27 protein-coding genes are annotated in these 23,798 nt (G+C 49.7%); 16 read left to right on the top strand and 11 right to left on the bottom strand.

Translation table 11 applies throughout. The annotated features are described in order from the left end of the window. The first annotated feature begins 3 nt into the window (after nucleotides 1-3). The 9 genes from AAEY27_RS13900 to AAEY27_RS13860 all read left to right on the top strand — a co-directional run bounded on the left by AAEY27_RS13900 (nucleotide 4) and on the right by AAEY27_RS13860 (nucleotide 9,016). On the top strand, nucleotides 4-1,230 hold the full coding sequence (locus AAEY27_RS13900) for a beta-ketoacyl synthase (protein WP_342321203.1): 1,227 nt from the start codon (nucleotides 4-6) through the stop codon (nucleotides 1,228-1,230). Then, nucleotides 1,227-2,225 (top strand): ATP-binding protein, encoded by a 999-nt coding sequence (locus tag AAEY27_RS13895; protein WP_342321201.1) that lies wholly within the window; start codon nucleotides 1,227-1,229, stop codon nucleotides 2,223-2,225. The genes AAEY27_RS13900 and AAEY27_RS13895 overlap by 4 nt, the downstream gene beginning before the upstream one ends. Beyond that, nucleotides 2,222-2,929, top strand: coding sequence for an ABC transporter ATP-binding protein (locus AAEY27_RS13890; protein ID WP_342321199.1), 708 nt, complete (start codon nucleotides 2,222-2,224; stop codon nucleotides 2,927-2,929). Before AAEY27_RS13895 ends, AAEY27_RS13890 begins: the two co-directional genes overlap by 4 nt. Further along, entirely contained in the window at nucleotides 2,913-3,569 is a 657-nt protein-coding gene (locus tag AAEY27_RS13885; protein ID WP_342321198.1) for a hypothetical protein, read from the top strand. The genes AAEY27_RS13890 and AAEY27_RS13885 overlap by 17 nt, the downstream gene beginning before the upstream one ends. Further along, a complete protein-coding gene (locus AAEY27_RS13880) occupies nucleotides 3,570-4,880 on the top strand; it encodes an ABC transporter permease (protein WP_342321197.1) in 1,311 nt (436 codons plus the stop codon). Between the two features lie 66 nt (nucleotides 4,881-4,946). Beyond that, nucleotides 4,947-5,675 carry an outer membrane lipoprotein-sorting protein gene (locus AAEY27_RS13875; RefSeq protein ID WP_342321196.1) on the top strand — a complete coding sequence of 243 codons (729 nt, stop codon included), beginning with the start codon at nucleotides 4,947-4,949 and terminating at the stop codon, nucleotides 5,673-5,675. Continuing rightward, nucleotides 5,672-7,060: a hypothetical protein gene (locus AAEY27_RS13870; RefSeq protein WP_342321194.1), complete on the top strand. Its 1,389-nt coding sequence runs from the start codon at nucleotides 5,672-5,674 to the stop codon at nucleotides 7,058-7,060. Before AAEY27_RS13875 ends, AAEY27_RS13870 begins: the two co-directional genes overlap by 4 nt. Nucleotides 7,061-7,071: 11 nt before the next feature. After that, nucleotides 7,072-8,004, top strand: a complete 933-nt coding sequence (locus AAEY27_RS13865; protein ID WP_342321193.1) for an ACP S-malonyltransferase — start codon at nucleotides 7,072-7,074, stop codon at nucleotides 8,002-8,004. Further along, complete coding sequence (locus AAEY27_RS13860; RefSeq protein ID WP_342321192.1) at nucleotides 7,943-9,016, top strand: hypothetical protein; 1,074 nt, start codon at nucleotides 7,943-7,945, stop codon at nucleotides 9,014-9,016. The genes AAEY27_RS13865 and AAEY27_RS13860 overlap by 62 nt, the downstream gene beginning before the upstream one ends. 58 nt (nucleotides 9,017-9,074) lie before the next feature. On the opposite strand, the gene AAEY27_RS13855 is transcribed toward AAEY27_RS13860, so the two are convergent. Then, nucleotides 9,075-9,614, bottom strand: coding sequence for a helix-turn-helix transcriptional regulator (locus tag AAEY27_RS13855; protein WP_342321191.1), 540 nt, complete (start codon nucleotides 9,612-9,614; stop codon nucleotides 9,075-9,077). Between the two features lie 443 nt (nucleotides 9,615-10,057). Between AAEY27_RS13855 and AAEY27_RS13850 the strand changes: the two genes are divergently transcribed. Further along, nucleotides 10,058-11,440, top strand: a complete 1,383-nt coding sequence (locus AAEY27_RS13850; RefSeq protein WP_342325579.1) for a diguanylate cyclase — start codon at nucleotides 10,058-10,060, stop codon at nucleotides 11,438-11,440. Nucleotide 11,441: 1 nt separating this feature from the next. Here AAEY27_RS13850 and AAEY27_RS13845 read toward each other — a convergent pair whose 3' ends face one another. Next, on the bottom strand, nucleotides 11,442-12,335 hold the full coding sequence (locus tag AAEY27_RS13845; protein ID WP_342321190.1) for an AraC family transcriptional regulator: 894 nt from the start codon (nucleotides 12,333-12,335) through the stop codon (nucleotides 11,442-11,444). 161 nt (nucleotides 12,336-12,496) lie between these two features. Here AAEY27_RS13845 and AAEY27_RS13840 point away from each other — a divergent pair, with 161 nt between their 5' ends. The 3 genes from AAEY27_RS13840 to agp all read left to right on the top strand — a co-directional run bounded on the left by AAEY27_RS13840 (nucleotide 12,497) and on the right by agp (nucleotide 15,471). Continuing rightward, nucleotides 12,497-13,213 carry an SDR family oxidoreductase gene (locus AAEY27_RS13840; RefSeq protein WP_342321189.1) on the top strand — a complete coding sequence of 239 codons (717 nt, stop codon included), beginning with the start codon at nucleotides 12,497-12,499 and terminating at the stop codon, nucleotides 13,211-13,213. A 10-nt stretch (nucleotides 13,214-13,223) separates the two neighbouring features. After that, on the top strand, nucleotides 13,224-14,063 hold the full coding sequence (locus AAEY27_RS13835) for an SDR family oxidoreductase (protein WP_342321187.1): 840 nt from the start codon (nucleotides 13,224-13,226) through the stop codon (nucleotides 14,061-14,063). Nucleotides 14,064-14,232: 169 nt separating this feature from the next. After that, the gene (gene agp, locus AAEY27_RS13830; protein ID WP_342321185.1) at nucleotides 14,233-15,471 is read left to right on the top strand and encodes a bifunctional glucose-1-phosphatase/inositol phosphatase; all 1,239 of its coding nucleotides are present in this window, start codon (nucleotides 14,233-14,235) and stop codon (nucleotides 15,469-15,471) included. Nucleotides 15,472-15,506: 35 nt separating this feature from the next. Here the strand turns inward: agp and AAEY27_RS13825 are convergent, their stop codons facing one another. After that, nucleotides 15,507-15,734, bottom strand: a complete 228-nt coding sequence (locus AAEY27_RS13825; protein ID WP_342321184.1) for a YccJ family protein — start codon at nucleotides 15,732-15,734, stop codon at nucleotides 15,507-15,509. A gap of 19 nt (nucleotides 15,735-15,753) precedes the next feature. Continuing rightward, a complete protein-coding gene (wrbA, locus tag AAEY27_RS13820; protein WP_342321182.1) occupies nucleotides 15,754-16,350 on the bottom strand; it encodes an NAD(P)H:quinone oxidoreductase in 597 nt (198 codons plus the stop codon). Nucleotides 16,351-16,745: 395 nt separating this feature from the next. Here wrbA and AAEY27_RS13815 point away from each other — a divergent pair, with 395 nt between their 5' ends. Then, nucleotides 16,746-16,919: a general stress protein gene (locus tag AAEY27_RS13815; RefSeq protein WP_342321181.1), complete on the top strand. Its 174-nt coding sequence runs from the start codon at nucleotides 16,746-16,748 to the stop codon at nucleotides 16,917-16,919. Nucleotides 16,920-16,997: 78 nt separating this feature from the next. Here AAEY27_RS13815 and rutF read toward each other — a convergent pair whose 3' ends face one another. The 6 genes from rutF to rutA are packed head-to-tail and all read right to left on the bottom strand — an operon-like array spanning nucleotide 16,998 to nucleotide 21,086. After that, complete coding sequence (rutF, locus tag AAEY27_RS13810; protein ID WP_342321179.1) at nucleotides 16,998-17,489, bottom strand: NADH-dependent FMN reductase RutF; 492 nt, start codon at nucleotides 17,487-17,489, stop codon at nucleotides 16,998-17,000. A gap of 8 nt (nucleotides 17,490-17,497) precedes the next feature. Then, nucleotides 17,498-18,088: a malonic semialdehyde reductase gene (locus AAEY27_RS13805; protein WP_342321178.1), complete on the bottom strand. Its 591-nt coding sequence runs from the start codon at nucleotides 18,086-18,088 to the stop codon at nucleotides 17,498-17,500. Further along, entirely contained in the window at nucleotides 18,085-18,897 is an 813-nt protein-coding gene (gene rutD / locus AAEY27_RS13800; RefSeq protein WP_342321177.1) for a pyrimidine utilization protein D, read from the bottom strand. Before rutD ends, AAEY27_RS13805 begins: the two co-directional genes overlap by 4 nt. A 7-nt stretch (nucleotides 18,898-18,904) precedes the next feature. Beyond that, the gene (gene rutC, locus AAEY27_RS13795; RefSeq protein ID WP_342321176.1) at nucleotides 18,905-19,291 is read right to left on the bottom strand and encodes a pyrimidine utilization protein C; all 387 of its coding nucleotides are present in this window, start codon (nucleotides 19,289-19,291) and stop codon (nucleotides 18,905-18,907) included. A gap of 11 nt (nucleotides 19,292-19,302) precedes the next feature. Continuing rightward, nucleotides 19,303-19,995 (bottom strand): pyrimidine utilization protein B, encoded by a 693-nt coding sequence (gene rutB / locus AAEY27_RS13790; RefSeq protein WP_342321175.1) that lies wholly within the window; start codon nucleotides 19,993-19,995, stop codon nucleotides 19,303-19,305. Continuing rightward, nucleotides 19,995-21,086, bottom strand: coding sequence for a pyrimidine utilization protein A (rutA, locus tag AAEY27_RS13785; RefSeq protein ID WP_342321174.1), 1,092 nt, complete (start codon nucleotides 21,084-21,086; stop codon nucleotides 19,995-19,997). Before rutA ends, rutB begins: the two co-directional genes overlap by 1 nt. 280 nt (nucleotides 21,087-21,366) lie before the next feature. Between rutA and rutR the strand changes: the two genes are divergently transcribed. Further along, nucleotides 21,367-22,005, top strand: a complete 639-nt coding sequence (gene rutR / locus AAEY27_RS13780; protein WP_342321172.1) for an HTH-type transcriptional regulator RutR — start codon at nucleotides 21,367-21,369, stop codon at nucleotides 22,003-22,005. Here rutR and AAEY27_RS13775 read toward each other — a convergent pair. Continuing rightward, nucleotides 22,002-22,397 (bottom strand): lysozyme inhibitor LprI family protein, encoded by a 396-nt coding sequence (locus AAEY27_RS13775; RefSeq protein WP_342321171.1) that lies wholly within the window; start codon nucleotides 22,395-22,397, stop codon nucleotides 22,002-22,004. The genes rutR and AAEY27_RS13775 overlap by 4 nt on opposite strands. A 415-nt stretch (nucleotides 22,398-22,812) precedes the next feature. On the opposite strand from AAEY27_RS13775, the gene AAEY27_RS13770 reads away from it, so the two are divergent. Further along, on the top strand, nucleotides 22,813-23,796 hold the full coding sequence (locus AAEY27_RS13770) for an autoinducer 2 ABC transporter substrate-binding protein (protein ID WP_342321169.1): 984 nt from the start codon (nucleotides 22,813-22,815) through the stop codon (nucleotides 23,794-23,796). Nucleotides 23,797-23,798 lie beyond the last annotated feature (2 nt).

The raw sequence follows: 23,798 nt of genomic DNA, 5'->3' as shown, positions 1-23,798 counted from the left end.
GCCGTGGACAATGCGACAATTATTTCCGGCTATAATCTTTTTTTACCGTACGCGAAAAATCCTGCGCAGTTAATTGAAAATCTGAAGCAGGGCGTTCGCGTCAAAAAAAACGCCTGGTTTTCCTCGGATGAAGAAGCCATTAAATGCGGGTTTAAGGGCAACACATTCGTGGCCAGGCTTGAGCCTGGCCCAGACAATGCATTTGATCTGATATACAAATTGATCGATGAAACGCTCGCGCAAGCAATGCTGAATAAAAATTGTCTGCGCGGCGATAATGTTCGTGTCTATTTAACGGGGTTAGGTCCGCGCGTTGACGGCATGGATTATAAGTCGTTTTACGACCATAACGACATCGAAGATATTACGCTAACAACTTCTGTCAGTAATCTGCATATCAGAAATATGTCTCAGGATAATCTGGCTTTTAATATTGCGCGTAAATACGGCCTCAATTATTTTCCGCCGAATATGCATTGCACCAGTAACTCTTCACTGACCGCTGTGCATCTTGGCTGTCAGGCGATAGAACAAGGTGGTATTGATCTGGTGTGCATTATTAATTGCTCGAAAATCAAAACCCAGGATATTTGGTATCTCGAAAATCAGTCGATGCTTGACAGCGAACAGGTACAGCCGTTTGGTAAAAACAGCAGAGCGGTTTTATTTGCCGAGGGTTTTGCCGTCATGCTGCTTGAGCGTAGTGGGCATCGCCGCGCCAGAAAAATGCGCGGCGGTGTTCGTCTGAAATCTTCTTATACGCAAATTAGCGCTAACAGAAGCAATGACAGCGCATGGCTTAGCACCAATATGCTCAAAGTCATGCGTAACGTCTTAAAAGACGCTGATATTACGCTGGACGATTTAAGCGGCATTATTCCACACGGTAATGGTTCATCAATCAGTGACAAAGCCGAGGCAAAAGCCATCAGTATGTTGGCGGGAAATCAATCCCTTCCTGTGCTCGCCTATAAAGGGCAACTGGGTTACACCTCGACCGGCTCTGGTATTGTTGATTTGATCATTGGCGATTATTCCGTTCGCCATCGTGAATTAATTACCCCTGTCGGTAATGACGAAATTATTGATGACCTCGCGAATTACATTCTTCTCGACCGAGGCGTTATTTCACACGACAAACAACATTTACTTAAAATGGGGTTGGGCGTAGATGGTTCTATTATCGGTATCGTCATGTCAGATATAGGCGCTGCAGGAACAGTGATATGAATAATGGAATGTACTTAACCTCATATTCCATTACGGAACCGGATGAAACGTTTTATCTTTATTATCCGGGTTGGTTAAATGCCTGGGAGTCTCATTTATACAACCAGGCATTGAAATCAACATCCAAAAGTGGCTGGGGTTTTAAGCGCTTTGGGACAACCAAAGATATCTACGCGCGGGAAATGGTGCGCAAGCCTGATTACATTAATTACATTGAAGCGCTGGAGCAGGCATCTGATAGGGCATTACAAGAGATGCCCACCAAAGAAAGAATGCTGTTATTAAAATCGCGCACGGCATTTATTTATGTTGACGCATGGGGGGAGTCTGCTGTTTTTGAAAATATAACCAGCGCCTTGCATACATCAACAATTGATACTCTACCTAAGAATTTGCTGAAAAAGTTTTCAGTGAAAGAGGTGAGTTGCAAAATGCGCGGCGAAAAAATGTCGCTCCTCGAAGCAATGCAATGGGCACAAGATTATCTTCAATGGGATGTTTTTGACTATGTGGTGATCTGCGCTGCTTATCGCGCGATCCCTACGCTGGTTTTCTCAGATGAAGATTTTTCTGCTGAGGTACAAAATAAAAAACCAGCGCATAAAGGTGGTATCAATCTCACGGTTGAACGCACAGGATGCTTTATCTTTAGCCGTCGGCCGGGTGAGTTTAAAGTGCGCTGTGGGCATTATCTTATTCCACAAAATGGTGTGCATGCGTATGGCGATATCTTCCTCAATGCGCCAAATATTGAACTTTTTTCAGATGCTGGCGAAGCGTATAAGCGACATCCTATTGATCCCGAATTCGCCGCAAGGACGATTAATCTCGCGGATATTTTTGGTGCAAGCGGTTTTCTGACCCCGGCATTGAGCTGGGAGTATCTCAAGCAGCAGCCTCTCTCAGCGGCAGCGATGCGCACCATAGTTCCAGATAATTTTGGTGGTTGCAGTTATTTCGACACCTGGTATGAGACTGGGGAGAAACTGGTATGAAAAACAGAGTAAAACCTCTGCCAGCAATACTTTTAAGCGATATCTCAAAAAGCTTTGGCGCAGGTGAAAACCGCGTTGACGCGTTGAAAAATATCAACATCGAGATTGCTAAAGGGGAGTTCCTTGCATTATGCGGTCCCTCTGGTAGCGGCAAAAGTACGCTGCTGAATATACTTTCTGGTATTGATAAACCTTCTGCTGGAACGGTTATTTTTTTGAATAATGCGCTTAATGACCTGTCGGAGAACAAGCTGGCGCACATCCGTAGCAAACATCTCGGGTTTATCTTTCAATTTTTTAATCTGATCCCTGTGTTAAGTGTGTTTGATAATGTTTTTTATCCGCTCGTACTCAATGGGCACTGCGATAGAAAAGAGGCAAAAGCGCGGGCATTGCATTTTCTCGACAGCGTCGGCTTAGCTCATTTGGTGGACCGCAAACCCGGTCAGTTGTCTGGCGGCCAGCAGCAACGCGTGGCGATCGCGCGCGCACTCGCGCATGAGCCAAGTGTGGTTGTTGCCGATGAGCCGACAGGCAATCTCGATTTGGCGACCGGGGAAGCCATTTTGGATCTGTTGTTAAAGACAAATCAGCAAACCAAAGCAACATTTATTATTTCCACACATTCAAGCCAGCTCAAGGATCGGGCACAGCGGGTTATTGAAATCACGGATGGAGAATTAGCTTATGACTCAGCCAGGTAAATGGCGATGGCTTTACGTTTTGTCTCTGTTGCTGGCCATGATGGTTAACTCGGCTCATGCCACAATAACGCCGGAGGTCGACAAGGTATTACAACAGGGTTTTCCGCAGCAGCCAGAAGCGCTAGCTAATACCACGACGGCATTGTTTGCCGAATATACCCGCAAGAAAACAGTCGCTTCACTCATTTTTTATTCCTATGGATTGTTGCGCCAGGCAAAATCCTTCTCGACGGTAAATGATTTTATTCACGCCGCGGAATATGCCAAAACCGGTTTGTTCTATCTTGATGAAGCCGTGGATGCAAACGAAGACAATCTGCGGGTTCGCTATTTGCGTGCGCGCATCGATGCTTATTTATCTGCCGATATGGGACGTTGTGTTGTTACGTTACAAGATACCGAACAGTTATTAGCAAAATCGCAGCTTTTTGATAATGACCTGGTGAATCATATTCGTTATATGCGTTACCGCGCATTAATGAATTGTAATGAGCATCATCGGGCGAATCTGTTACTAGAGAAAATTAAGGTACAGGGAACTCTCGCAGCAAAATATCTCACATTAGATTCAACATCAGCGCCGGATTGGAATATGCACGAAGTGATGCAGATTGTGATGCCGCTATTAAAAGGTGAGTAAATGACCCGTGATTTGTTATTGATTAATTTTGCCATGGTCATCATTTTGGCATTTGTACTTTTTTGCCTGGTGTTTAAATTCCAGGATGCGAAATTTTCTTTCCTGAACCTTTTTCGCCATCGAAGACGTTCGTTCTCGACTATTGCCGCCATTATATTAGGTGGTGTATCGATTTTTCTGTATGGCGGTTTTATTGATTACTCTTTCTGGATATTAAAAGAGCAAACCATTCGCACCAATATTGGCCATGTGCAAATTTATAATCCGGACTATTTTGAAACGTCTAATAAGAGTCAAAGTCTTATTGATGATTACGCATCGCTGAAAAATGAGATGCTTGCAGATAAATCATTGTCTGAACATATTGCAACTATTTCCGGGCAACTTGAGTTTAGCGGTGTACTTTCACAATATGAAAAAGAGACATCCAGCTATTTTTCAGGGCTGGGTGTCGAACCTTTACCTGCATTGAAGTTGGGCTCCTTCGATAAACTTATTACCGGCAGCGACCTCTCACGTATTAAAACTGATCAGGTGACGATGGGAAGTGGGCTGGCAAAAACGCTGAATGCCCAATATGGCGATTGGCTGGATATTATGGTTGTCAATGCACACGGTGGACAGGGGGCGATCTCACTGAAACTGCGGGGTGTTTTTTCCTCTGGTATCAAAGATTATGACGATGCAGCTATGAAAATGCCATTGGCGACGGCCCAACAGTTAATGGGGACTGAGGGCGTTAGTAAAATATTAGTTCTATTAAAAACCGACGATGTCGCTGCTTTTACCACTAAGCTTCGGAAATTTATTGCTGATAAAAAATTGCCTCTTATTGTTAAAGAGTGGAAAGAGGTGTCACCGTTTTATCAACAGGTTGAAGATTTATTATCAGGGATTTATTTCTTTATTAAACTGCTGGTCGCAGTCATTGTTGTGTTTATGATCGGTAATTCATTGACGATGAATATCGTGGAACGTACTCGTGAAATTACCACCTTGCGAGCGATTGGGCTTAAATCAAGACATGTGACGCGACTATTTCTTCTCGAAGGTATTTTTATTGGCGTTATTGGTGCGGTGGGAAGTCTGGCAATGGGTTTGGCTTTTTCATATATCATCAATTTACATGGCATTGCGATGCCACCTTCGCCTGGCCAGTCGCAAGGTTATACTGCATTTATTAAAACATCGAATCCCAACATTATCTGGATAACGTTTGTATTGCCTGTATTAACGGCTTCGGTTGCTTCTATCCTTCCGTCGCTACGGGCAGCAAAACTTAATTTATCCGATGCATTTAAATTCTCATAATTACAGGTTGTGAATATGCCTTTCTCTTCTTTTTATCTCTTAATATTGACAGTGTTCGGAGCAATAATGCCAATGGCCGCAAATGCCAGCCAGGCGCAAGATATTATTCGCCGCGCAGATGAAATTCGTTCCCCCAATCAGCCTTTTCGCTATACCGTGACAGTTCGCGAATATAAAGAGGACACAACACAGGAAGTGAATAAGCAGATTTTCGACATCTCTATGCGTTTTATGAAACCGGAAAATGGCAAGCCCGCAGACGCTCGTTCAATTGCTCGCTTTATTTATCCACCACGGGATAAAGGTAAAGTCATGCTGTCAGATTGGTACGCGTTGTGGTTTTACTCGCCAGATCTGCGGCGACCAATGCCGATCTCCAGGGAACAACGGCTCGTCGGGCAAATATCCAATAGCGATGTCATTGTGACGAATTTTGATTATTCCTATAACGCAACATTACTCGGTGAAGTGCCTTGTGGCGAAAAGATCTGCCACGAATTATCTCTGGAGCGAAAATCCGAAGAGGTCACTTATCCGAAAATTGTTTACCAGGTTGAAAAGAATGATTACCGACCTTATCAGGCTCGCTACTACGCGCAGGATGGGAAATTACTGAAAGACGTACTGTATCAAAACTATCAATACGTACTGGGAAAAGAGAGACCAATGAAAATTATTGTGAAGGATCTCCGATATAGCAAAGGGTTTACCGTAATGGATTACAGTGACGTCAGATTAGAATCTTTACCAGAATCGCGATTTACCCGGGAATCTATTCAGCGAGGTATAAAATGAAAACTCGTCTGATGTTTCTGGTCATCCCTTTTTCTCTATTTTCATTAAACCTCCAGGCTTCTTGTCTCTCTGGCGATGAGGTTATTGAGAATCGGGATGCGGCTTTATTCTTACAAACTTCCTATATCAACCGGACACCATCGGTATGGAAAATTGCGGGTGAAAATGCCTATACAGCAAAAAATGTTCTTCATGATGCTGGCGTAAAATTTAACAGCCGGTGTGCTGTTATCGAAAATAAGCTGGACCTGGATTTTTCTCTCTATGGCCTGACATATTACTCGTGGCAGATGCCAGGCTGGTTTGAAAAAGATAACCATCGCTCGCGCATACTGCTCGATCAGCTACAACTTGAGTACACCCTTTCAGACGATCTTCGGTTGGAAGGCGGGAAACTTCAGCCCAAAACGGGCATGTTCTTTTTGAAATCTCCCTCATCACTGCTAAGTAATTACTACGCTGGGTTTAAAGAGAGTCGCCTGTACGATCCGGCTATGAAGTCTGCCTATTCAGAGTCGCTGTGGGGCACGAGGCTGATTAAAGACAGCCGCGATTACACACTGTCTTTGACCGTTGCACCGCAGTTAGCGCAGATTCGCCAACGCTATGAATCTTCCAGCAACTGGTCCTCGAACCAGCGTGCTAACGCGAGCGAACGTTATCTGTTGAGCTATACGGATTATCGTTTGGCTGGCCATACGCCATCCGTCAATCTGTTGTTGGGCGATTCACGCTCCATCGCGCTTTCAGATAGCTTCAATGCTACGCCGCAGTTCGTGATTAATGCTGAGTTAGCTTTACATAGTACGCAGCAATGGCGGCATTTTTCGCCAGAAAAGGCTGCTGAAGTTGAGGGCTACGCCTTTCCTTCATCACTCTATGGCACGCAGGATAAAGAGGGCGTCGAGCTGGCCATTGGCGGCCAATATACGACTGACCGTTTTGATGTATTGGGTGTGGAATATTATTTCCAGAGCGAAGGTTATTCACGCGCGCAGTGGCAACAACACGCTGATTTTGTGCGTTATCTGAATACCGAAACGCCATATAGTTCGCTCAATGACGCTTTTGACGCCTATAAATATCTGATGGCCGCCGAAATAAGCAATGCCGCCAACAGAGGAAACCTGCAAGGGAAGCACTACCTTAATACCTACGCCAGCCTGCGGTATGAAAATGGTGCGACGGTTCAACCCTTTATGGTGCTGAATATGGTCGATTACAGCACCATGCTCGGCCTGCATTATTCCACGCCGCTGGAACGTTTTGATGAAAACCTTGAGCTCTATGCCGGGAGCTGGGCTGCGCTGGGCAGGGATGACGCGGAGTTTTCTCTTTTTGGTAAAACCCTGGGCGTCTATTTCGGGTTTAAATATCTTTTATAAGGACATTACAGATGAATAAAAATAAAGAAGAGCAACCTGTCGCATTGCTATTTGCGGGGCAGGGCAACCCGGTCATTGGGATGGGGGCTGATCTATGGGATTTGAATCAAGCCACAAAGCGTATTTGGGATTGTGCCAGCGATATTTCGGGTATGGATATTCGCCGGTTGTGTTTGAAAGGGCCAATGAATCGTCTGATACAAACCACGGTGCAACAGGTGGCGGTTACGGCAATCAATGTGACGCTTTTTACGCTGTGTCGCGAAAAACTTCACTCGTTTGAAATCGTCGGATCCTGTGGCCACAGTGTCGGCGAATACAGCGCGTTGTACGCAGCTGGCGCGATCTCTCTGGAAACGTTATTTCAAATGATTCATTTTCGCGCCAATGTGATGAATGACCTTAGCCACAGTAATAAAGGCCATATGCTGGCGGTAAAAGGCATCGATCACCAGCGTCTGCAAAATCTGATTACGTATAGCGGAATGGCGATAGATATCAGTTGCGATAATAGCCGCCATCAACAGGTAGTGGGTGGCGAGAGTGATGCGCTTGGCGCATTCTCACGGGTGTTGCTTGATACGGGTTATGAATCGGTCAAGTTAGGGGTGAGCGGTGCCTGGCATACCCGGTTGATGGCCGACGGCGTGCCATTGATGAGAGATTATCTCGCCAGTGTGGATATTGATTGTCCGCAGCATGCTGTGTTGATGAATGTCACAGGCAAGGCGGAACAAGATCCTGAATGCATCAAAGAGAACTTGTCTTTGCATCTGACACACACCGTGAAATGGACCGATTCGATGGATCAATTCTTGATAAACGAACCACCGGTATTGTTTGTCGAAATAAGCAACAAAGCATATCTGGGGCAAATGCTTAATGATTTCATTGGCTTCAGTCCGGACAAAATCGCGCATTGCAAAACGCTTTTATCGAATTGAGGTCGCTGTTGTGATACCCGATTATTTAACATTCATTCGTTTTCAGGACAGGAAGATTATTCCGTTCTTCTTTTTCATTGTTTTTATCCTGCTGGGCTTCTACTGGAAAAATGCCGGATATACCTTCACCGCGCGTGATGCCGGGTTTATCAGCGGCATACTGGTGATTGTGTTGTTCACGTTTATATATGAGTTGAAAGCTTACTGGGCCTATAAATGTGTCGTTAAAAATATTGATTTTTCTTGTTTCGCCGGAAAGCAGGCCGGGCGAAAAGAGTTGCTGTTAACCCATCCAGCCATTACCAGCCTCCTGTTTGGGCTGGTCTTTTGGGCAGCGGCAACAGTCTGTTTTTTGTTTACCTCACCTGTCTATGCCCTGGCTTGTCTGGGGGCGATTTCGCCACTCTTTCTATATTTTGTGTTTCGGTTCATCCGGGCCAGTTACATAAAACAAGTGGGCAGTGCGTCCGTTGAGCAAGTTCGCTACAAGCATCTCTATCGCTATGTGGCTTCTTATCTTTTGCTGAGCGTTTGTTTGAATATGCTGACCGTTTCCCCGCTGAAATATCATGCGGACTTCTCGCTGCAAGAAGGCTTCTTCTCAGCGCCATTAATGGTTGCCATGCTGGTGTTGTGCGCCATTGTGCTGGTAATGAATCTGTTATTTGTGCGCTTATCCCGGCGGTATATTTTTCTTGGGCGCTTGTTTTTAAACGAGATCGACTTCTATTTTTCACCTTCGCTACCGGGCAGAGTACTGCTTGAAATGCCGCTCTGGCTGAGGATGGTTCTGTTACTGGTTGTGGAAGTTGTGTGGATCTTATTGGTCAGCATGCTGCTGTCGCTGCCGGCCTGGCCGGTTGTTTTCGAAATGTACTTTTTACTCTGCCTGTTGCCCTGTCTTGCCTACAGTTACCTGCATATTTATAGGTTGTGGCACGGTGATTTTTTAATGGCGTGTGATATGTACTTTCGCTGGGGAGAGATCAACAAGCAAATGAGCTTCTGGTAACCCTAATCCGTCTGTAGTTGAAAATACTACAGACGGAATCAGTGAGCGTTTGCATTATTTATAAGCCGCGATCGGGTGTTTTATTGTTGTAGGAATATGTCATTGCAGGGTTTGATCTTTCCAGTAAATTATCTTTTATCAGTAGTAAATCGTTTATCTTTTTACCGCCCATTTTTTTACATGCTTTATTTCGGTAAGCATATACGCGCTTGGGTGTGATACTTAATAACTTTGCTATTAGATGAATGTTTTTTCCTTTCAGTGATTCATTCAAAATAATCCTTTCGATATCACTCAATACATTCTCTTTATGGATGATTTCCTTTTTCATCATTACCAGTTGCGTAATGGCTTGGCCTATTTCGCAAAGTGAGTCTTGCGCTTTTATAACAATGTCTGCGTCATCAATAATGATATTTCTGGTGGCGCCGGAAATGACTAATAGCTTGCATGTTTTATTGAGGAAGGAAATGGCTTTTGCATATGCCATGTTTTTCTTGTCGAGATGGAGAATAACCACGTCTTCTAATGTTAATGTGTCGAGCTGGAAGGTGTTTAATTCATGCGCTTCAATATCCCAGCTTTTCGCATCGGCCAATGAAATAATTCCTTTTTGGAAATAAATATCGTCGCTTATCGTATAGATCTTCATTTTTTTGATTAACCATATTGGATAATACGTTGGAAGTGAGCCTGAATTGTAAGTTGAACATTATGGAACCTGTAATTAAATAGTCTTAAATAAGATCTTAATTCTTACATTGGATATGATTTCGGAATGTTGTGATTACGATTGAACGAACTATACTTTATCTCGGTGCGTTTCTGATAAATGCGTAACTGTGGGGTTTGATTCAATTTTAACTCGTTAATTTTTCTAAATTTTGAAGTCTTATAGTTTATGACGCTATTCGGAGCTTTCTATTTAGAAGGGGAGGCGGCCAAAACTATCATTTTTCGCTGCGTGGATTTGCATCGAAGATTTGCCGCTTCGAATAATCATTAGCGGAAAATGCGTTAACCACTGTAAGGATTTGAATGATGGAAACTTATCTTAAATCGATGAAAAGTGAATGGCTCGGCCTGCTTGAAAAAACAGATCCGTCCATTCGTCTTCTCGCTGCGGACATGGCGAAAAATCATGCCTATATGCTGAGTGAGGAGTTCTATCGTATCGTTCTTACCGATCCGCATGCCGAGGAATTTCTCTCCAACGAGCAAGTTGAAAGACATTTGAAATCCGCGCTCGAACGCTGGGTCAAAGAAGTTCTCTCATGCCAGGCTGATGATATTGACCGTCTTATTGAGGAACAACATGCAGTTGCCGAAGTCCATGCGCGCATCGGCATCTCCGTTGAACTGGTGGAAATGGGCTTTCGCGTACTAAAAAAATTACTCTACCCGGTTATTATCGCCGCGCCTTATGAACCTACCGAAAAACTACAAATGTATCATTACGCCATTAACAGTATTGATTTAGCAATGGAAGTGATGTCGCGCGCGTTCTCATTCAATGAGCACAGCTCGGCGAAAGAGGATGAAAACTATCGTATTTTCTCTTTGTTGGAAAATGCCGAGGAAGAGAAGGAACGGCAAATTTCCGCACTGCTGAGCTGGGAAATCAACCTTATCTACAAAATTATTATGGATGCGGATATAGGGAATAGCCTGTCCATGAGTCAATCCGACTTTGGGCTGTGGTTTAACCATAAAGGTCGGCATTATTTTAGTGGTATTGCCGAGGTAGGTCATATTTCTCGCCTGGTTCAGGAATTGGATGAGCTTTTCCGTTCAACCCGCAATACCCCTCGGGCATTAAGTAACCGAACATTGCGCGTGAAATTTTTAATAGAGGTGAGGAATACCGTTTCGCAAATTATTACTTTATTACGCGAATTGTTTGAAGAAGTCTCTCGCCATGAAGTCGGTATGGACGTATTAACAAAACTCCTGAATAGACGATTTATGCCGACCATTTTTAAACGCGAAATTGCCCAGGCGCATCGAGCCGGAACCCCTCTTTCGGTATTAATTATCGATGTGGATAAATTCAAAAAAATTAATGATACCTGGGGTCATCATATGGGTGACGAAATATTGCGTAAAGTTTCCGGTGCTTTTTATGACAATGTGCGTAGCAGTGATTATGTATTCCGTTATGGCGGTGATGAGTTCGTCATCATATTAACCGAGGCCACGGAGTTCGACACATTACGAATTGCTGAACGTATCCGCTCGCGGGTCGAAAAAATCAGTGTTCAGTCAGCAACAGGTGAAAATATTCAGCTTTCACTATCCATTGGTGCCGCTATGTTTAGTGGCCATCCCGATTACGAGCGATTGATCCAGATGGCGGACGAAGCGCTTTATATCGCGAAGAAAAGAGGGCGTAATTGCGTGGAATTATGGAAAGCGCTGCTGTAATTCAGACCGGGGGAAACAACGAAAACGCCGCCTTCATCTCTTTGGCTTCCTCACCCGGGCTACGGCCAAACAAACGGCGAAATTCCCGATTAAATTGTGATGGGCTTTCATAACCGACGCGAAACGCCGCGCCAGCCGCGGTCACGTTATCGCGGATCATCAGCAGCCGCGCCTGGTTCAGCCGCACCGATTTAATGTATTGCAACGGCGACGTCCCGGTGACGGATTTAAAATGCTTATGGAAAGCCGGCACGCTCAATCCCACGTCACTCGCCAATGTGGTTACCTGGAGCGGTTGCGAAAAGTGGCGATGAATACGCTGTAATACCCTGGAAATCGTGGCAAATTGCCCCTGATTCACCAGCGCTGCGCGCAGGGCGTCGCCGCGTTCACCGACTAGCACCCGGTAATACAGCTCGCGCACCACTTGCGGTCCGAGGATTTTCGCTTCCTGAGGCGACGAAAGCGCCTGCAAAAGCCGCAGCGTCGTCTGCGCCAGCGCAGGCGCTAGCGGCGTCGACATAATCCCTTCCGGTGCCGCATTCGCGCGGCCTGGCGGGTAATCCAGCTCCAACACCAGTTCCGACAACACCGTCATATCCAGTCCGATAGAGATAGCCAGCAATGGCTCCTCGGCGCTGGCTTCCGTCTCGGTTGAAAAGGGAAGCGGTACCGATAACACCAGATAGTGCTGCTTGTCGTAATGGTAGACGCGGTTTGCGAGATAACCCCGTTTATGCCCCTGACAGACAATTACAATGCAAGGTTCATACACCACTGGTGTGCGTCCCAGCGGGCGATCCGAGCGCATAAAGCGCACGGTTTCCAGCAATGAGCGGGTGTAACCCTCGTTGGGCGCCAGCTCACGCAGCAGCGCGACCATCTCATCTGTCATTTCACTCTCCATTTGGCGATGTTTGAGCAAACATTCTGCCCATTTACGCTTAACAAGTGAACAAGATAAATAGGAACAGGCAATCATCGGATAAGAATGCGCCTATTTTGCCAGCACGCTGCTGTTTAACCTGTTTGCGTGACCAACACAGGAGGCACGCAATGAACAACGGCAAAATTATTCTACTTACCGGCGCCAGCAGCGGCATTGGTGAAGCCACCGTCCGGCGGCTGGTACGCGATGGGCATCAACTGATTCTGGGCGCCCGGCGGATGGATCGCCTGGTTGCGCTGAGCGAAGAGTTAGGCAGCATCGACTGTTTACCTGTAGATGTGACGCAGGAGCAAGATTTGCGGCAGATGGCCATGTTCGCTTTGTCACACTATGGGCGCATTGACGTGCTGATCAACAACGCGGGCGTCATGCCACTCTCGCCGCTGGCGGCGCTGAAAACAGAGGAGTGGCGACAGACTATCGACGTCAACATTCATGGTGTTTTAAACGGCATTGCTGCGGTATTACCGGCCATGCAACAGCAGGGCGCAGGGCAGATTATCAACATTGCGTCTATCGGCGCGCATGTCATCTATCCCCTGGCGGCGGTCTATTGCGCCAGCAAATTCGCCGTTCGCGTTATCTCGGATGCGTTACGTCAGGAAACAGATTGCATACGTGTAACGGTCATCACGCCGGGTACCGTGGAATCTGAACTGGCCGATCACATTACCGACGAAACCGCGATCGAGGCGATGCGTGATTTCCGACGCATCACGTTACCGGCAGACGCTATCGCTGAGGCCATCGCCTGGTCCATCGCCCAGCCGGATAGTGTTGATGTCAGCGAGATCATCGTTCGCCATATCAAAAGCCCGCACTGAGGAGATCATCATGGAAAAACGTAAAATTTGGTTTATCACCGGCGCCGCGCGTGGGCTGGGGTTGTCGCTGGCGCGCCATGTGCTGGCGCAAGGGGATGCGGTCGCAGCGACATCGCGCACCCGCGAAAGCTTACATCAGGCATTCGGCACGGACAGCGATCGCTTTCTGGCGCTGGAGGTCGATCTCGTGTCGCAAGCCAGCGTCAAAGAGGCTATCGATGCGACTGTCGCCACATTTGGCCGAATCGATGTGGTCGTGAACAACGCCGGTTATGCACAATTTGGCACTATCGAATCGCTTTCCGATGCGGAACTGCGCAGCAATTTTGATGTAAACGTGTTCGCGCCGTTACATGTGCTGCGCCACGCACTGCCGCATCTGCGCAAGCAGCGGAGTGGGCATATTATCAATATTGCGTCGATCACCGGTTTTCAGGGCGGCTATGCGGGGTGGGGCAGCTACGTGGCCAGCAAATTTGCGCTGGCGGGGCTGACGGAATCACTGGCGGCGGAAGTCGCGGAGTTGGGGATTCGTGCGACGGTGGTTTATCCCGGCCCGACGCGTACCGGTTTTCTGTCAAAACAGTCTTTGTTGACCGCGCAAAATACGCCGACGGATTACGGCGCGGCGCGGGCGTCACTGGAGCTGCATCTCAATGAGCTTGATGGACGGCAGGCAGGAAATCCCGATAAGTTGGCATTGCTGATTATTCAGGCAGCAAATGTGGATAACCCCCCGCTTCATCTGTTCTGCGGTACCATCGCTAATCAATTGGCGCAGGAAAAAATGGCCGCTGTTAACGACGATCTCGAATGCTGGAAAGGCACCGCCGAGTCGACGGATTATTGAATTGTAAAGGAGCTGGAAACGGCTCCTTTTGCCCATTGGTCACCCGCTGGCTGAATGGATGCGCAGCCATGGCGGTGAATTAAAACGTTAATGCTGTCCGGCACGTTTACCGACGAATTGTCATAACTGTGTCACAATTCATCTTCGGGCACAGAGACAAGGAAAACGGATGAAAACCTTATTATGGCTGGGCGCGATGGCCGCCACCCTGGCAACGCCGATGGCATTCGCGCAATCAACCCCGCAGGGCTACACGTTACAACAAGTTCTGATTTTGAGCCGACATGGTGTGCGCGCGCCGCTCGCCAATAACGGCAGCGTGCTGCAACAATCAACCTCAAAGTCGTGGCCAACGTGGGATGTCGCCGGTGGCGAGTTGACCAACAGAGGCGGCGTCATTGAAGTCTATCTTGCGAACAACCTGCGCAAGTGGATGGTAAAAGAGAAGGTGTTATCGACCGATGAATGCCCCACGCAGGCACAGTTTTATGCATGGGCCAACAGCCTGCAACGCACCTACGAAACCGCCCGGTTTTTTGTCGGCAACACGTTTATCGCCTGTGATGTTCCCGTCTTTCACCAGCGTGAAATGGGCAAAATGGACCCGCTTTTTAACCCGGTTATTACGGAAAACTCCTCTGAGTTTCGCCAGAAAGCGGTCAGCGACATGGAAGCCGAGCGGCAAAAATACGCCCTTGACGACAGTTTTAAACTGCTGGAAAGCATTGTTGATTACCGCAATTCACCTGCCTGCAAAGAGAAACAACAATGTTCGCTCACGCAAGGCAAAGATACCTTTAGCGCCAATTATCGGCTGGAGCCGAATGTATCCGGGCCGTTAAAAGCGGGCAATTCGCTGGTGGATGCGTTCACGATGCAGTATTACCAGGGGTTGCCAATGGATCAGGTGGCCTGGGGCGGGATTAAGAGCGACAAACAATGGCAACTGCTGGAGAAGCTGAAGAACAGCTATCAGCAAATTCTGTTCACCACACCGGATGTGGCGCGCAACGTGGCGAAACCGCTGCTGCAATATCTCAACAACACGCTGGTGAAGAAGGCGGCGAGCGCGCCGAAAGTCACTTTGCTGGTAGGGCATGATTCAAATATCGCTTCACTGCTCTCGGCGCTTGATGTGCAACCGTATCAGTTGCCTGGCCAGTTCGAACTGACGCCGATTAGCGGCAAAGTGATGTTTCAGCGCTGGCATGATGCGCAAAGCAACCGCGATTTGATGAAGATTGAATATCTTTACTACACAGCTGAACAGATGCGCGATTTTGACAAACTCGGCTTCGATTCGCCCGTGCAGCGCTTTACGCTTTCGCTGAAAGGTTGCCCGACGGACAGCAATGGTTTCTGCCCAATAGATAAATTCAATACGCTGTTGGGCGAGGCGGCGAAATAAAAAAAGTCCCCCGCGAAAGCGGGGGAGCAGGGGAGTCACACGTTTTGCCGCTCTATGGTTTGTTCACCCCAAAAGAGCGCGTCTTTGTCGGTTTTCTCGAAGGCGCGTAGCAGCACTTCATCGCTGCCTTCCTCCCAAATTTTTTCCGCGAGAACCTCGTCGTAGTCGGCAAGTTCGAAAATAGCCTCTGCGATTTCCGGTGACGTGTTGCGTAAACTTGCCCATTCACCCACGCGATGAGCTTTCGCTTCCTGAGTTGGCATCTGCGTCCTCCTGTAGAAGTTAGCCGTTTAATTTCACTGCCAGGCCGGCGACGTATTCGCCCTGATAACGGGCAATCGCCAGCTCTTCAGCACTTGGCTGGCGTGAACCATCCCCCCCGGCGATAGTCGTCGCGCCATAAGGTGTGCCGCCGCGAACCTGAGACACATCAAACAGTTCTTGTGCGCCATAACCAATGGGAACAATGACCATCCCATGATGTGCAAGCGTAGTCCATGTTGAGGTAATTGTATGTTCCTGGCCGCCGCCGGTGCCGGTTGAACTAAAGACGCTCGCCAGTTTTCCGTACAATCCGCCTGAGGCCCATAACCCTCCGGTCTGGTCGAGGAAGGTGCGCATTTGTCCGCTCATGTTGCCAAAGCGAGTCGGCGTGCCAAAAATAATGGCGTCGTAGTCAACCAGCTCTTGCGGCGTGGCAACCGGTGCGTTTTGTGTCTTGCCGCCGGATTTCAAAAACAGTTCGGCAGGCATGGTTTCCGGCACGCGTTTAATTACCACTTCAGCGCCGTCCACTTTCTGCGCACCTTCCGCGATTGCGTGCGCCATCGTTTCAATGTGTCCATACATCGAATAGTAAAGCACCAACACTTTTGCCATTTTTGCATCACTCCTGTTTTGCGATTTGCACAGCGATTCGCTGCGCCATCTATTAAGCGTATGACGTGATAGCCAGAGTGCAAATGAGTGCGCCAGATAGCTGATAAATAAGCATTAAAATTCAAAGGCGTTTCTGTTGCAATTTGACACATTTTTGCGGGTGCGTATTTTTAAAGACATAAGAGAGGCTTATCGGTTTCGCTTAGGGAATATGCGATATCAGGCGCGCAACCTGTTGCAGAATATTAATGGCCGCTGGCTGATTAGCCGCATTTTACTAAGATTAGTGTCACGCGGCGCAGATAAAGGCCCGGCCTTTACGTCGTGAGGTGAAAGAATCCTCTTTTACTGAATGCAGTAGGATGTCTGATATTTCACTTAGCTGGAGGTGAGGCATGGCAAATCATCGTGGTGGTTCAGGTAACTTCGCTGAAGACCGTGAAAGAGCATCAGCCGCAGGCCGTAAAGGTGGTCAACAAAGCGGGGGTAATTTTAAAAACGATCCTCAGCGCGCCTCGGAAGCCGGTAAAAAAGGGGGCAAAAATAGCCACGGTAGCCGCAACAGCTAGCGCGGATGGCAGGCAACGTTAATGGTTGTCGCCTAAGCCCACCGCCGGGGAAACCCGGCGGTTTTTTGTGCCTGCGTTTTAACCAGCCGGGCGCGACAGGGCGTGATAACGGCGGTCAAACCACACTAATCCTTCTGGCGTGGCATGCCGGGTGATGTCGATAATCTCGCAGAATAAAATATCATGCGTGCCAACGCTCACCACCTGGCTTACCCGGCAATCAAACGAGGCCAGCGCATCAACCAGCCGCGGGCAGCCGGTTTCGCCTTGTTGCCAGTCGGCGGCGGAAAAGCGTTCAACCATCGCTGTTTTGCCACCAAAGATATTTGATAAGGCTTCCTGTCCCGCCGTCAGCGTGTTCACACACAGCGCCTGGTTTTGGCTGAAGACCGGCCAGACCGACGCGCTACGATTCAGGCACACCAGTAACGTCGGTGGCGAATCAGTCACACTACAAACCGCGCTGGCGGTAAAGCCCGCGCGTCCCGCCGGGCCATCAGTGGTAATGATATTCACTGCCGCGCCCACGCAGGCCATGGCGTCGCGGAACGTTTGTGTATCAATGCTCATCACAGACCTCACACTAGCTGGCAGGCGTCGGAAAACGAGAGACGCGGCAAGCGGCCAAACAACTTGCTGCTGTCGCCATACCCAATATTCACCAATAAATTACTGTGCCATGTCGTCCCGGCAAAAAACGCCGCATCGACTTTTTCGCGATCAAACCCTGACATCGGCCCGGTATCCAGCCCCAGCGCGCGGCAGGCGTAAATCAGGTAGGCCGCCTGCATCGAACTGTTACGAAACGCTGTCTCGTGCGCTAATTGCGGGCTGGAAGTAAACCAACTGCGCGCGTCGCCGTGAGGAAACAGCGCCGGAAGCTGCTCATAAAATTCGCTATCCCACGCAACAATGGCGGTGACCGGCGCGCTGAGGGTTTTCGCCAGATTGCCGCCGGATAACGCCGGGCTCAGTTTCTCTTTGCCCGCGGGAGTGCGAATAAACACAAACCGCGCCGGGCTACAGTTAGCTGATGTTGGCCCCATTTTCAGCAGGTCGTAAACCTGCTGAAGGGTGTGATCGCTGACCGGGCGAGCCTGCCAGCCATTGTGGGTGCGCGCCCCGGTGAACAGGGCGTCCAGTGCCGCAGGGGTAACGGCTTCGCTCATACCTTCTCCTTCAATGCCGGGGCCAATGCGGGCTGCATCGCGCCAGGCCCGTCGAGTAAAAGATGATTAAACGTGCTGCTTTCTGTCACGTTGCAGGCGTGCGCGCCACGTTCCATCACGCAAAGCTGGCTACCGGCAATGGCGTCATGCAATTGCTGAGAGCACGCCGAAGGCACCAGCAAATCGTCGCGCGAACAGATAATCTGCGTCGGGCAGCGGATCTGCGCGGCGCGCGCGGTGAAATCAGCGTTTTTCAGCGCGCTCAGGCGACGCAGCAAATTGTGCGTGCCCTGAAAATGCGCCAGCCCGAGTGCTTCCTCGGCCTCCATGCGCGGCGCATTGGCCGCCATCCAGTCGGCAGGGTAGAGAAACAGCGGCTGTGCCTGCACCCAGGCCTCCGCGCCGCCGGCTTCCAGTAAACGCTCGCGAACCTGGAAACAGCGGAGGGTGTGATCGTGAAGCTGAAGCCAGCCATTCACCAGCACCAGGCCGCTCACCGCCAGCGGGAAGTCCAGCGCCAGTTGCATGCCAATCAGTGCGCCCAGCGCGTGACCCATCACGTAAAATCGCGTGATGCCTGCCGCCTGGAGCGCGTGATACAGCTCCGCCGCCATATCCTGCATGGCGTAGCCGTCCGGCAGCGCGTCGGGGTTATTGCCGGTGCCACGCTGGTCGTAACGCACCACCTGGTAATGGGCTTCCAGCGTGGTCAGTTGCGGCAGCCAGTAATTGCCCGCGCCGCCAAGCCCGGCGCTCAGCACGACCACCGGTGCGTTGGCGAACGGTGGCTCGCTCACAGTTAGCTTCATGGCGACCTCACTTACCGATATGCGCAACGCTTGCGATTTCGACTAGCGCATCCGGTTTGACCAGACCGCATTGAATGCAGAAACGCGCCGGTTTATCGCCAGGAAAGAACTCGGCATAGACTTCGTTAATCGCGGCGTAATTTTGCCAGTCGGTGATAAAGATACTGTTGAATGTCACATCCGCCATCGTGCCGCCCGCCGTCTCGATAACACGCTGAATGGTCTGTAGCACGTGGCGTGTTTGCGCCTTTGGGTCGCCGACATGCACCACGTTATTTTGCTTATCGAAAGGTAGCGTGCCGGAGACATACACCACGCCGTCTGCCAGCGTTCCGGGGACAAATGGGGCGATTGGGGTGGTGGTGCCCGGTGGAATAATGACCTGCTTTGGCATCGTGAAGCTCCTTATGCAACGTTGACCATTTTTTGCGGTGACAGGGCGGTACAGAAGGTCTGCACATCGCTCACCCAGCCGAAAAAGGTTTCGATATTGAATAACGCGGCCTGCTGGGCGAACGCCGGGCCAGCCTGATGAGTGGCGTCTTCCAGCACGATGCCGAAATATTCCAGAAAGAAGCCGTCACGCAGCGTCGACTCCACGCAGACATTGGTGGCAATCCCGGTAAACACCAGGTGGCGAATGCCGCGGCTGCGCAGAATGCTGTCGAGCGGCGTATTAAAGAAACCGCTGTACCGGGGTTTCGGCAGCACAATATCGCCCGGCTGCGGTTGCAGTTCATCGACCAGTTCATAATCCCAGCCGCCTTTCGCCAGCAGCTTGCCCTGCAATTCCGGGCGTTTGCGCATGGTTTTAAGCGCGTTGGATTTATGGTAATTCGGCGAGCCTGGCCCACCGGCTTCAACATACTGGTCATCCCAGCCGTTCTGGAACCAAATAATCAACATGCCAGCGGCGCGTGCGGCGGTGACGGCGGTGTTGATATTTTCAATCACGGGTTTGGTGGCAGAGACATCAAACCCCGCTAAATCAAGATAACCGCCCACTGTGGCGTAGGCATTTTGCATATCCACCACAATCAGCGCGCTTTGCTCAGGGGAAAAATCAAGCGCTTCCGGGCGTGCATTCAACGTAATCATCAGGCGACCTCGCGGGTGGGAGCAGGAATATGGCTGCGGCATTGCATCAGCGGCTGGATGCGTTCGCCGAAGGTTTCGACCCCTTGCAGGAAATCATCAAACGTCAACAACACGCCGTCGGCACCTGGTACGCTGGCGACTTCATCCAGCAGACGTGCGACGGTGGCATAGGATCCGACCAGCGTGCCCATATTGATATTCACCGCGGAGGTGGGATCGGCCATCTGGCGCACGTTGGTGTCGGCACCGGAGCGGGTATCTTTCTGGCTTTGCTCGGTCAGCCATGAAAGCGCTTCTTCATCGGCCCCGGCTTTGTAGTGTTCCCATTTTTCCCGCGCTGCTTCGTCGGTTTCATCGGCGATCACCATAAACAGCACATAAGAACCGACATCGCGGCCGGTGGCGCTGGCGGCTTCCTGCATGCGTTTTGCGGTGGGCGCGAAGGCCGTTGGCGTGTTGACGCCTTTGCCGAAACAGAAGTTGTAATCCGCATATTTTGCCGAGAAGGCCATTCCCGCATCGCTCTGCCCGGCGCAAATCACTTTCATGGGGCCGCTGGGCTGCGGGCTGACGCGGCAATCGTTCATAGTGAAGAAGTCACCTTTGAAATCGCTTTTGCCGGTGCCCCAGAGATCGCGCAGCACTTGCACATATTCGGTTAAGTAGTCGTAACGGCGGGAGAAATAGTCATCGCCGGGCCACAGGCCCATCTGTTCATATTCCGGCTTCTGCCAACCGGTCACCAGGTTCACCCCAAAACGTCCGTTGGAGATCGAATCAATGGTCGATGCCATGCGCGCCACAATCGCCGGGGGCAATGTCAGCGTGGCGGCGGTGGCGTAAATCTGGATGCGCGACGTGACGGCAGCCAGTCCAGCCATCAGCGTAAAGGACTCCAGGTTATGGTCCCAGAATTCGGTTTTGCCGCCAAAACCACGCAGCTTAATCATCGAGAGCGCAAAGTCGAAGTGGTAATGCTCCGCCTTCTGCACAATCGCTTTATTCAGCTCAAAAGTCGGTTTGTACTGGGGCGCATGGGTCGAAATAAGCCAGCCGTTGTTGCCAATCGGCACGAAAACGCCAATTTTCATCGCATACCTCGCATCGTCAGGTGAATGTCTGGCGGGGCGGTGCATCCTGCACTCTCCTTTTTCAGCCTCGCAATCAACGAGTTGCAAGGGGAGTGCCAGTTTTGAAAAAGTCAGTGTTATTAATGTGTTAACGAAAAGTTTGCAAAATGAAATTCAAAAAGTGGACTAAATGGTCAAAAACAGTGCACAAAAAACAGGCGTTGATGCGCAATCAGGGTGCACAGGGTCGAGTCCGTCAGCGCCATTTGCTATGCTGCAGCGAACCAAAAGGAGAGCAAACATGGCACAGGGTACGGGGAAGGGTGCAGGTAAGCGCACACGGGCGGTCAGTGAAAAACGTCAGGCAATTTTAACGGCAGCGCTGGAAGTCTTTTCCCGCCTCGGTTTTCATGGCGCACGCCTGGAGCAGGTGGCGGAGCAGGCGGGCGTGTCGAAAACCAATTTGCTCTATTACTTCCCGTCGAAAGAAGCGCTGTATGTCGACGTGCTGCGCCAAATCCTTGATATCTGGCTGGCACCGCTGAAAGCGTTTCGCGCGGACTTTACGCCGCTGGTGGCGATCAAAGAGTACATCCGCCTGAAACTGGAGGTCTCGCGCGATAATCCGCAGGCATCGAAACTGTTTTGTCAGGAGATGCTGCAAGGCGCGCCGCTGCTGAAAGCCGAGTTAACCGGTGATCTTAAGGTGCTGGTGGATGAGAAGTCGGCGATTATTGCGGGCTGGATCGAAGACGGCAAACTGGCCGCCGTCGATCCGCATCATTTGATCTTTATGATTTGGGCCGCTACTCAGCATTACGCCGATTTCGCCACCCAGGTGGAAGCAGTGACCGGCGCGACATTACAGGACGAGGCCTTTTTTCAGCGCACCGTTGATAATGTGCAACGCATGATTATTGAAGGCATCCGCGTGCGTTAGTTGCCTGGCGGCAACGGGCAGCTTAAATCGCCTTCTTCACACTGCAACAGCGAGGCGAGCCAGGCTTCGCGCTCGCTGGTTTTATCTGCCAGACACTGGTTTTGCACCATCGGCTGCACGCTGCCGCCTTCCACACCCGAACTGACAAAGGCGCAGTCCGTATCGCGCAGGGTAATCCAGGTTTGCTGCGCTTTCTTCAACAGCGCCGCCTGCGGCGGGGTTGAGCGCTTAATCGCTTCCTGGTAAGTCTGGTTGAGTTTCTTATCCGCAGCCTGATACTGCCCGGCGGTGCAACTGTTCAGTTGCGACTGCGTGGAGGCGTTATCACACTCATCGGCTAACAGCGGGCTACTGAGCAAGAGCGCAGACAGCGCCAGCAGAGTTCGTTTCATTCGCTTCCCCTTTTTACCAAGGTTTTATTCAGCGGATTTATTAACATAGCCCTGGTCGAAAGTCACTTAATAGGAAAAATCACGTTTTCGCGGTTTTGCCTTGCTCGTTTCAGTTCTCAAATTTGAAAACATTTTTCCGCAGGCAAATTACGAAAAGGACACAACAGCGACATCTAAAAGCCACAAATGATAAATATTTGTTAAATAAATGTATAGATTAGCGAATTATTTAACAGTTACTAATGGGTATTGATTTATCTTATGGTTGTTTTTAACTAAAAATTAACCAGTATTTTCCTGTAAATTAACATTTGTGGGCATTGATCACATTTTTAAAAAGCCTGCTGTTTTGCCTCTTCCAATCGTTGTTAACTTCTTTTCGCGACTTTCCTCTGTCTACAAGAAAGGTACAACTATGAAATTCAAACTCGCCTTACTCAGCGCCGCTCTGATTTCTGCCAGCATGGTGTCCGGTTCGGCTTTTGCCGCCGAAAAGTATGAAATTGCTGTCGTTGCGAAAGTCACCGGTATTCCGTGGTTCAACCGTATGGAAACCGGCGTTAACGAAGCCGCGAAAAAACTGGACGTCAATGCTTACCAGACCGGGCCTTCAACGCCGGATCCGGCGCAGCAGGTGAAAGTGATTGAAGATCTGATCGCCAAAAACGTCAACGCCATCATTGTGGTGCCGAACGATGCGAAAGTGCTGGAGCCGGTGTTGAAAAAAGCCCGCGACAAAGGCATTGTCGTTCTGACCCACGAATCTCCGGATCAGCAAATTGGTCAGTGGGATATTGAAACCATCGACAGCGAAAAATACGCGCAAGCGAACGTCGATGAGCTGGCGAAAGATATGGGCGGCAAAGGCGGTTATGCCATTTACGTGGGCTCATTGACCGTGCCGTTACATAACGCATGGGCCGATTACGCTATCAAATACCAGAAAGAAAAATACCCGGATATGTTTGAAGTCACCTCGCGTTTGCCGGTGGCGGAAAGCATTGATAAATCCTACGCCACCACCCTCGACCTGATGAAAACCTATCCGCAGATGAAAGGCGTGATTGGTTTTGGTTCGCTCGGGCCGATTGGCGCGGGTCAGGCAGTGCAGAAGAAACGTGCGAAAGACAAACTGGCTGTGGTCGGTATCGCCATGCCGGGCCAGGCTGCGCCGTATCTGATGCGCGGCGACATCAAAAAAGCCCTGCTGTGGGACCCGCGTGATGCCGGTTACGCACTGGTGACCGTCGCCGATCAGCTGTTGCAAGGAAAAGAAGTCACGTCCGATCTCTCCATTGAGGGGTTGGGCAAAGCCGATGTTGATATGGATAAGAAAGTGATCCGCTTTAATAAGATCCTCGAAGTTACAAAAGAAAACGCACAATCACTCGGTTTCTGAGC

Source organism: Kosakonia sp. BYX6 (assembly GCF_038449125.1).
In the GTDB taxonomy this organism is placed as follows: Bacteria; Pseudomonadota; Gammaproteobacteria; order Enterobacterales; family Enterobacteriaceae; genus Kosakonia; species Kosakonia calanthes.
This window is presented reverse-complemented; position numbering and strand designations above follow the sequence as displayed.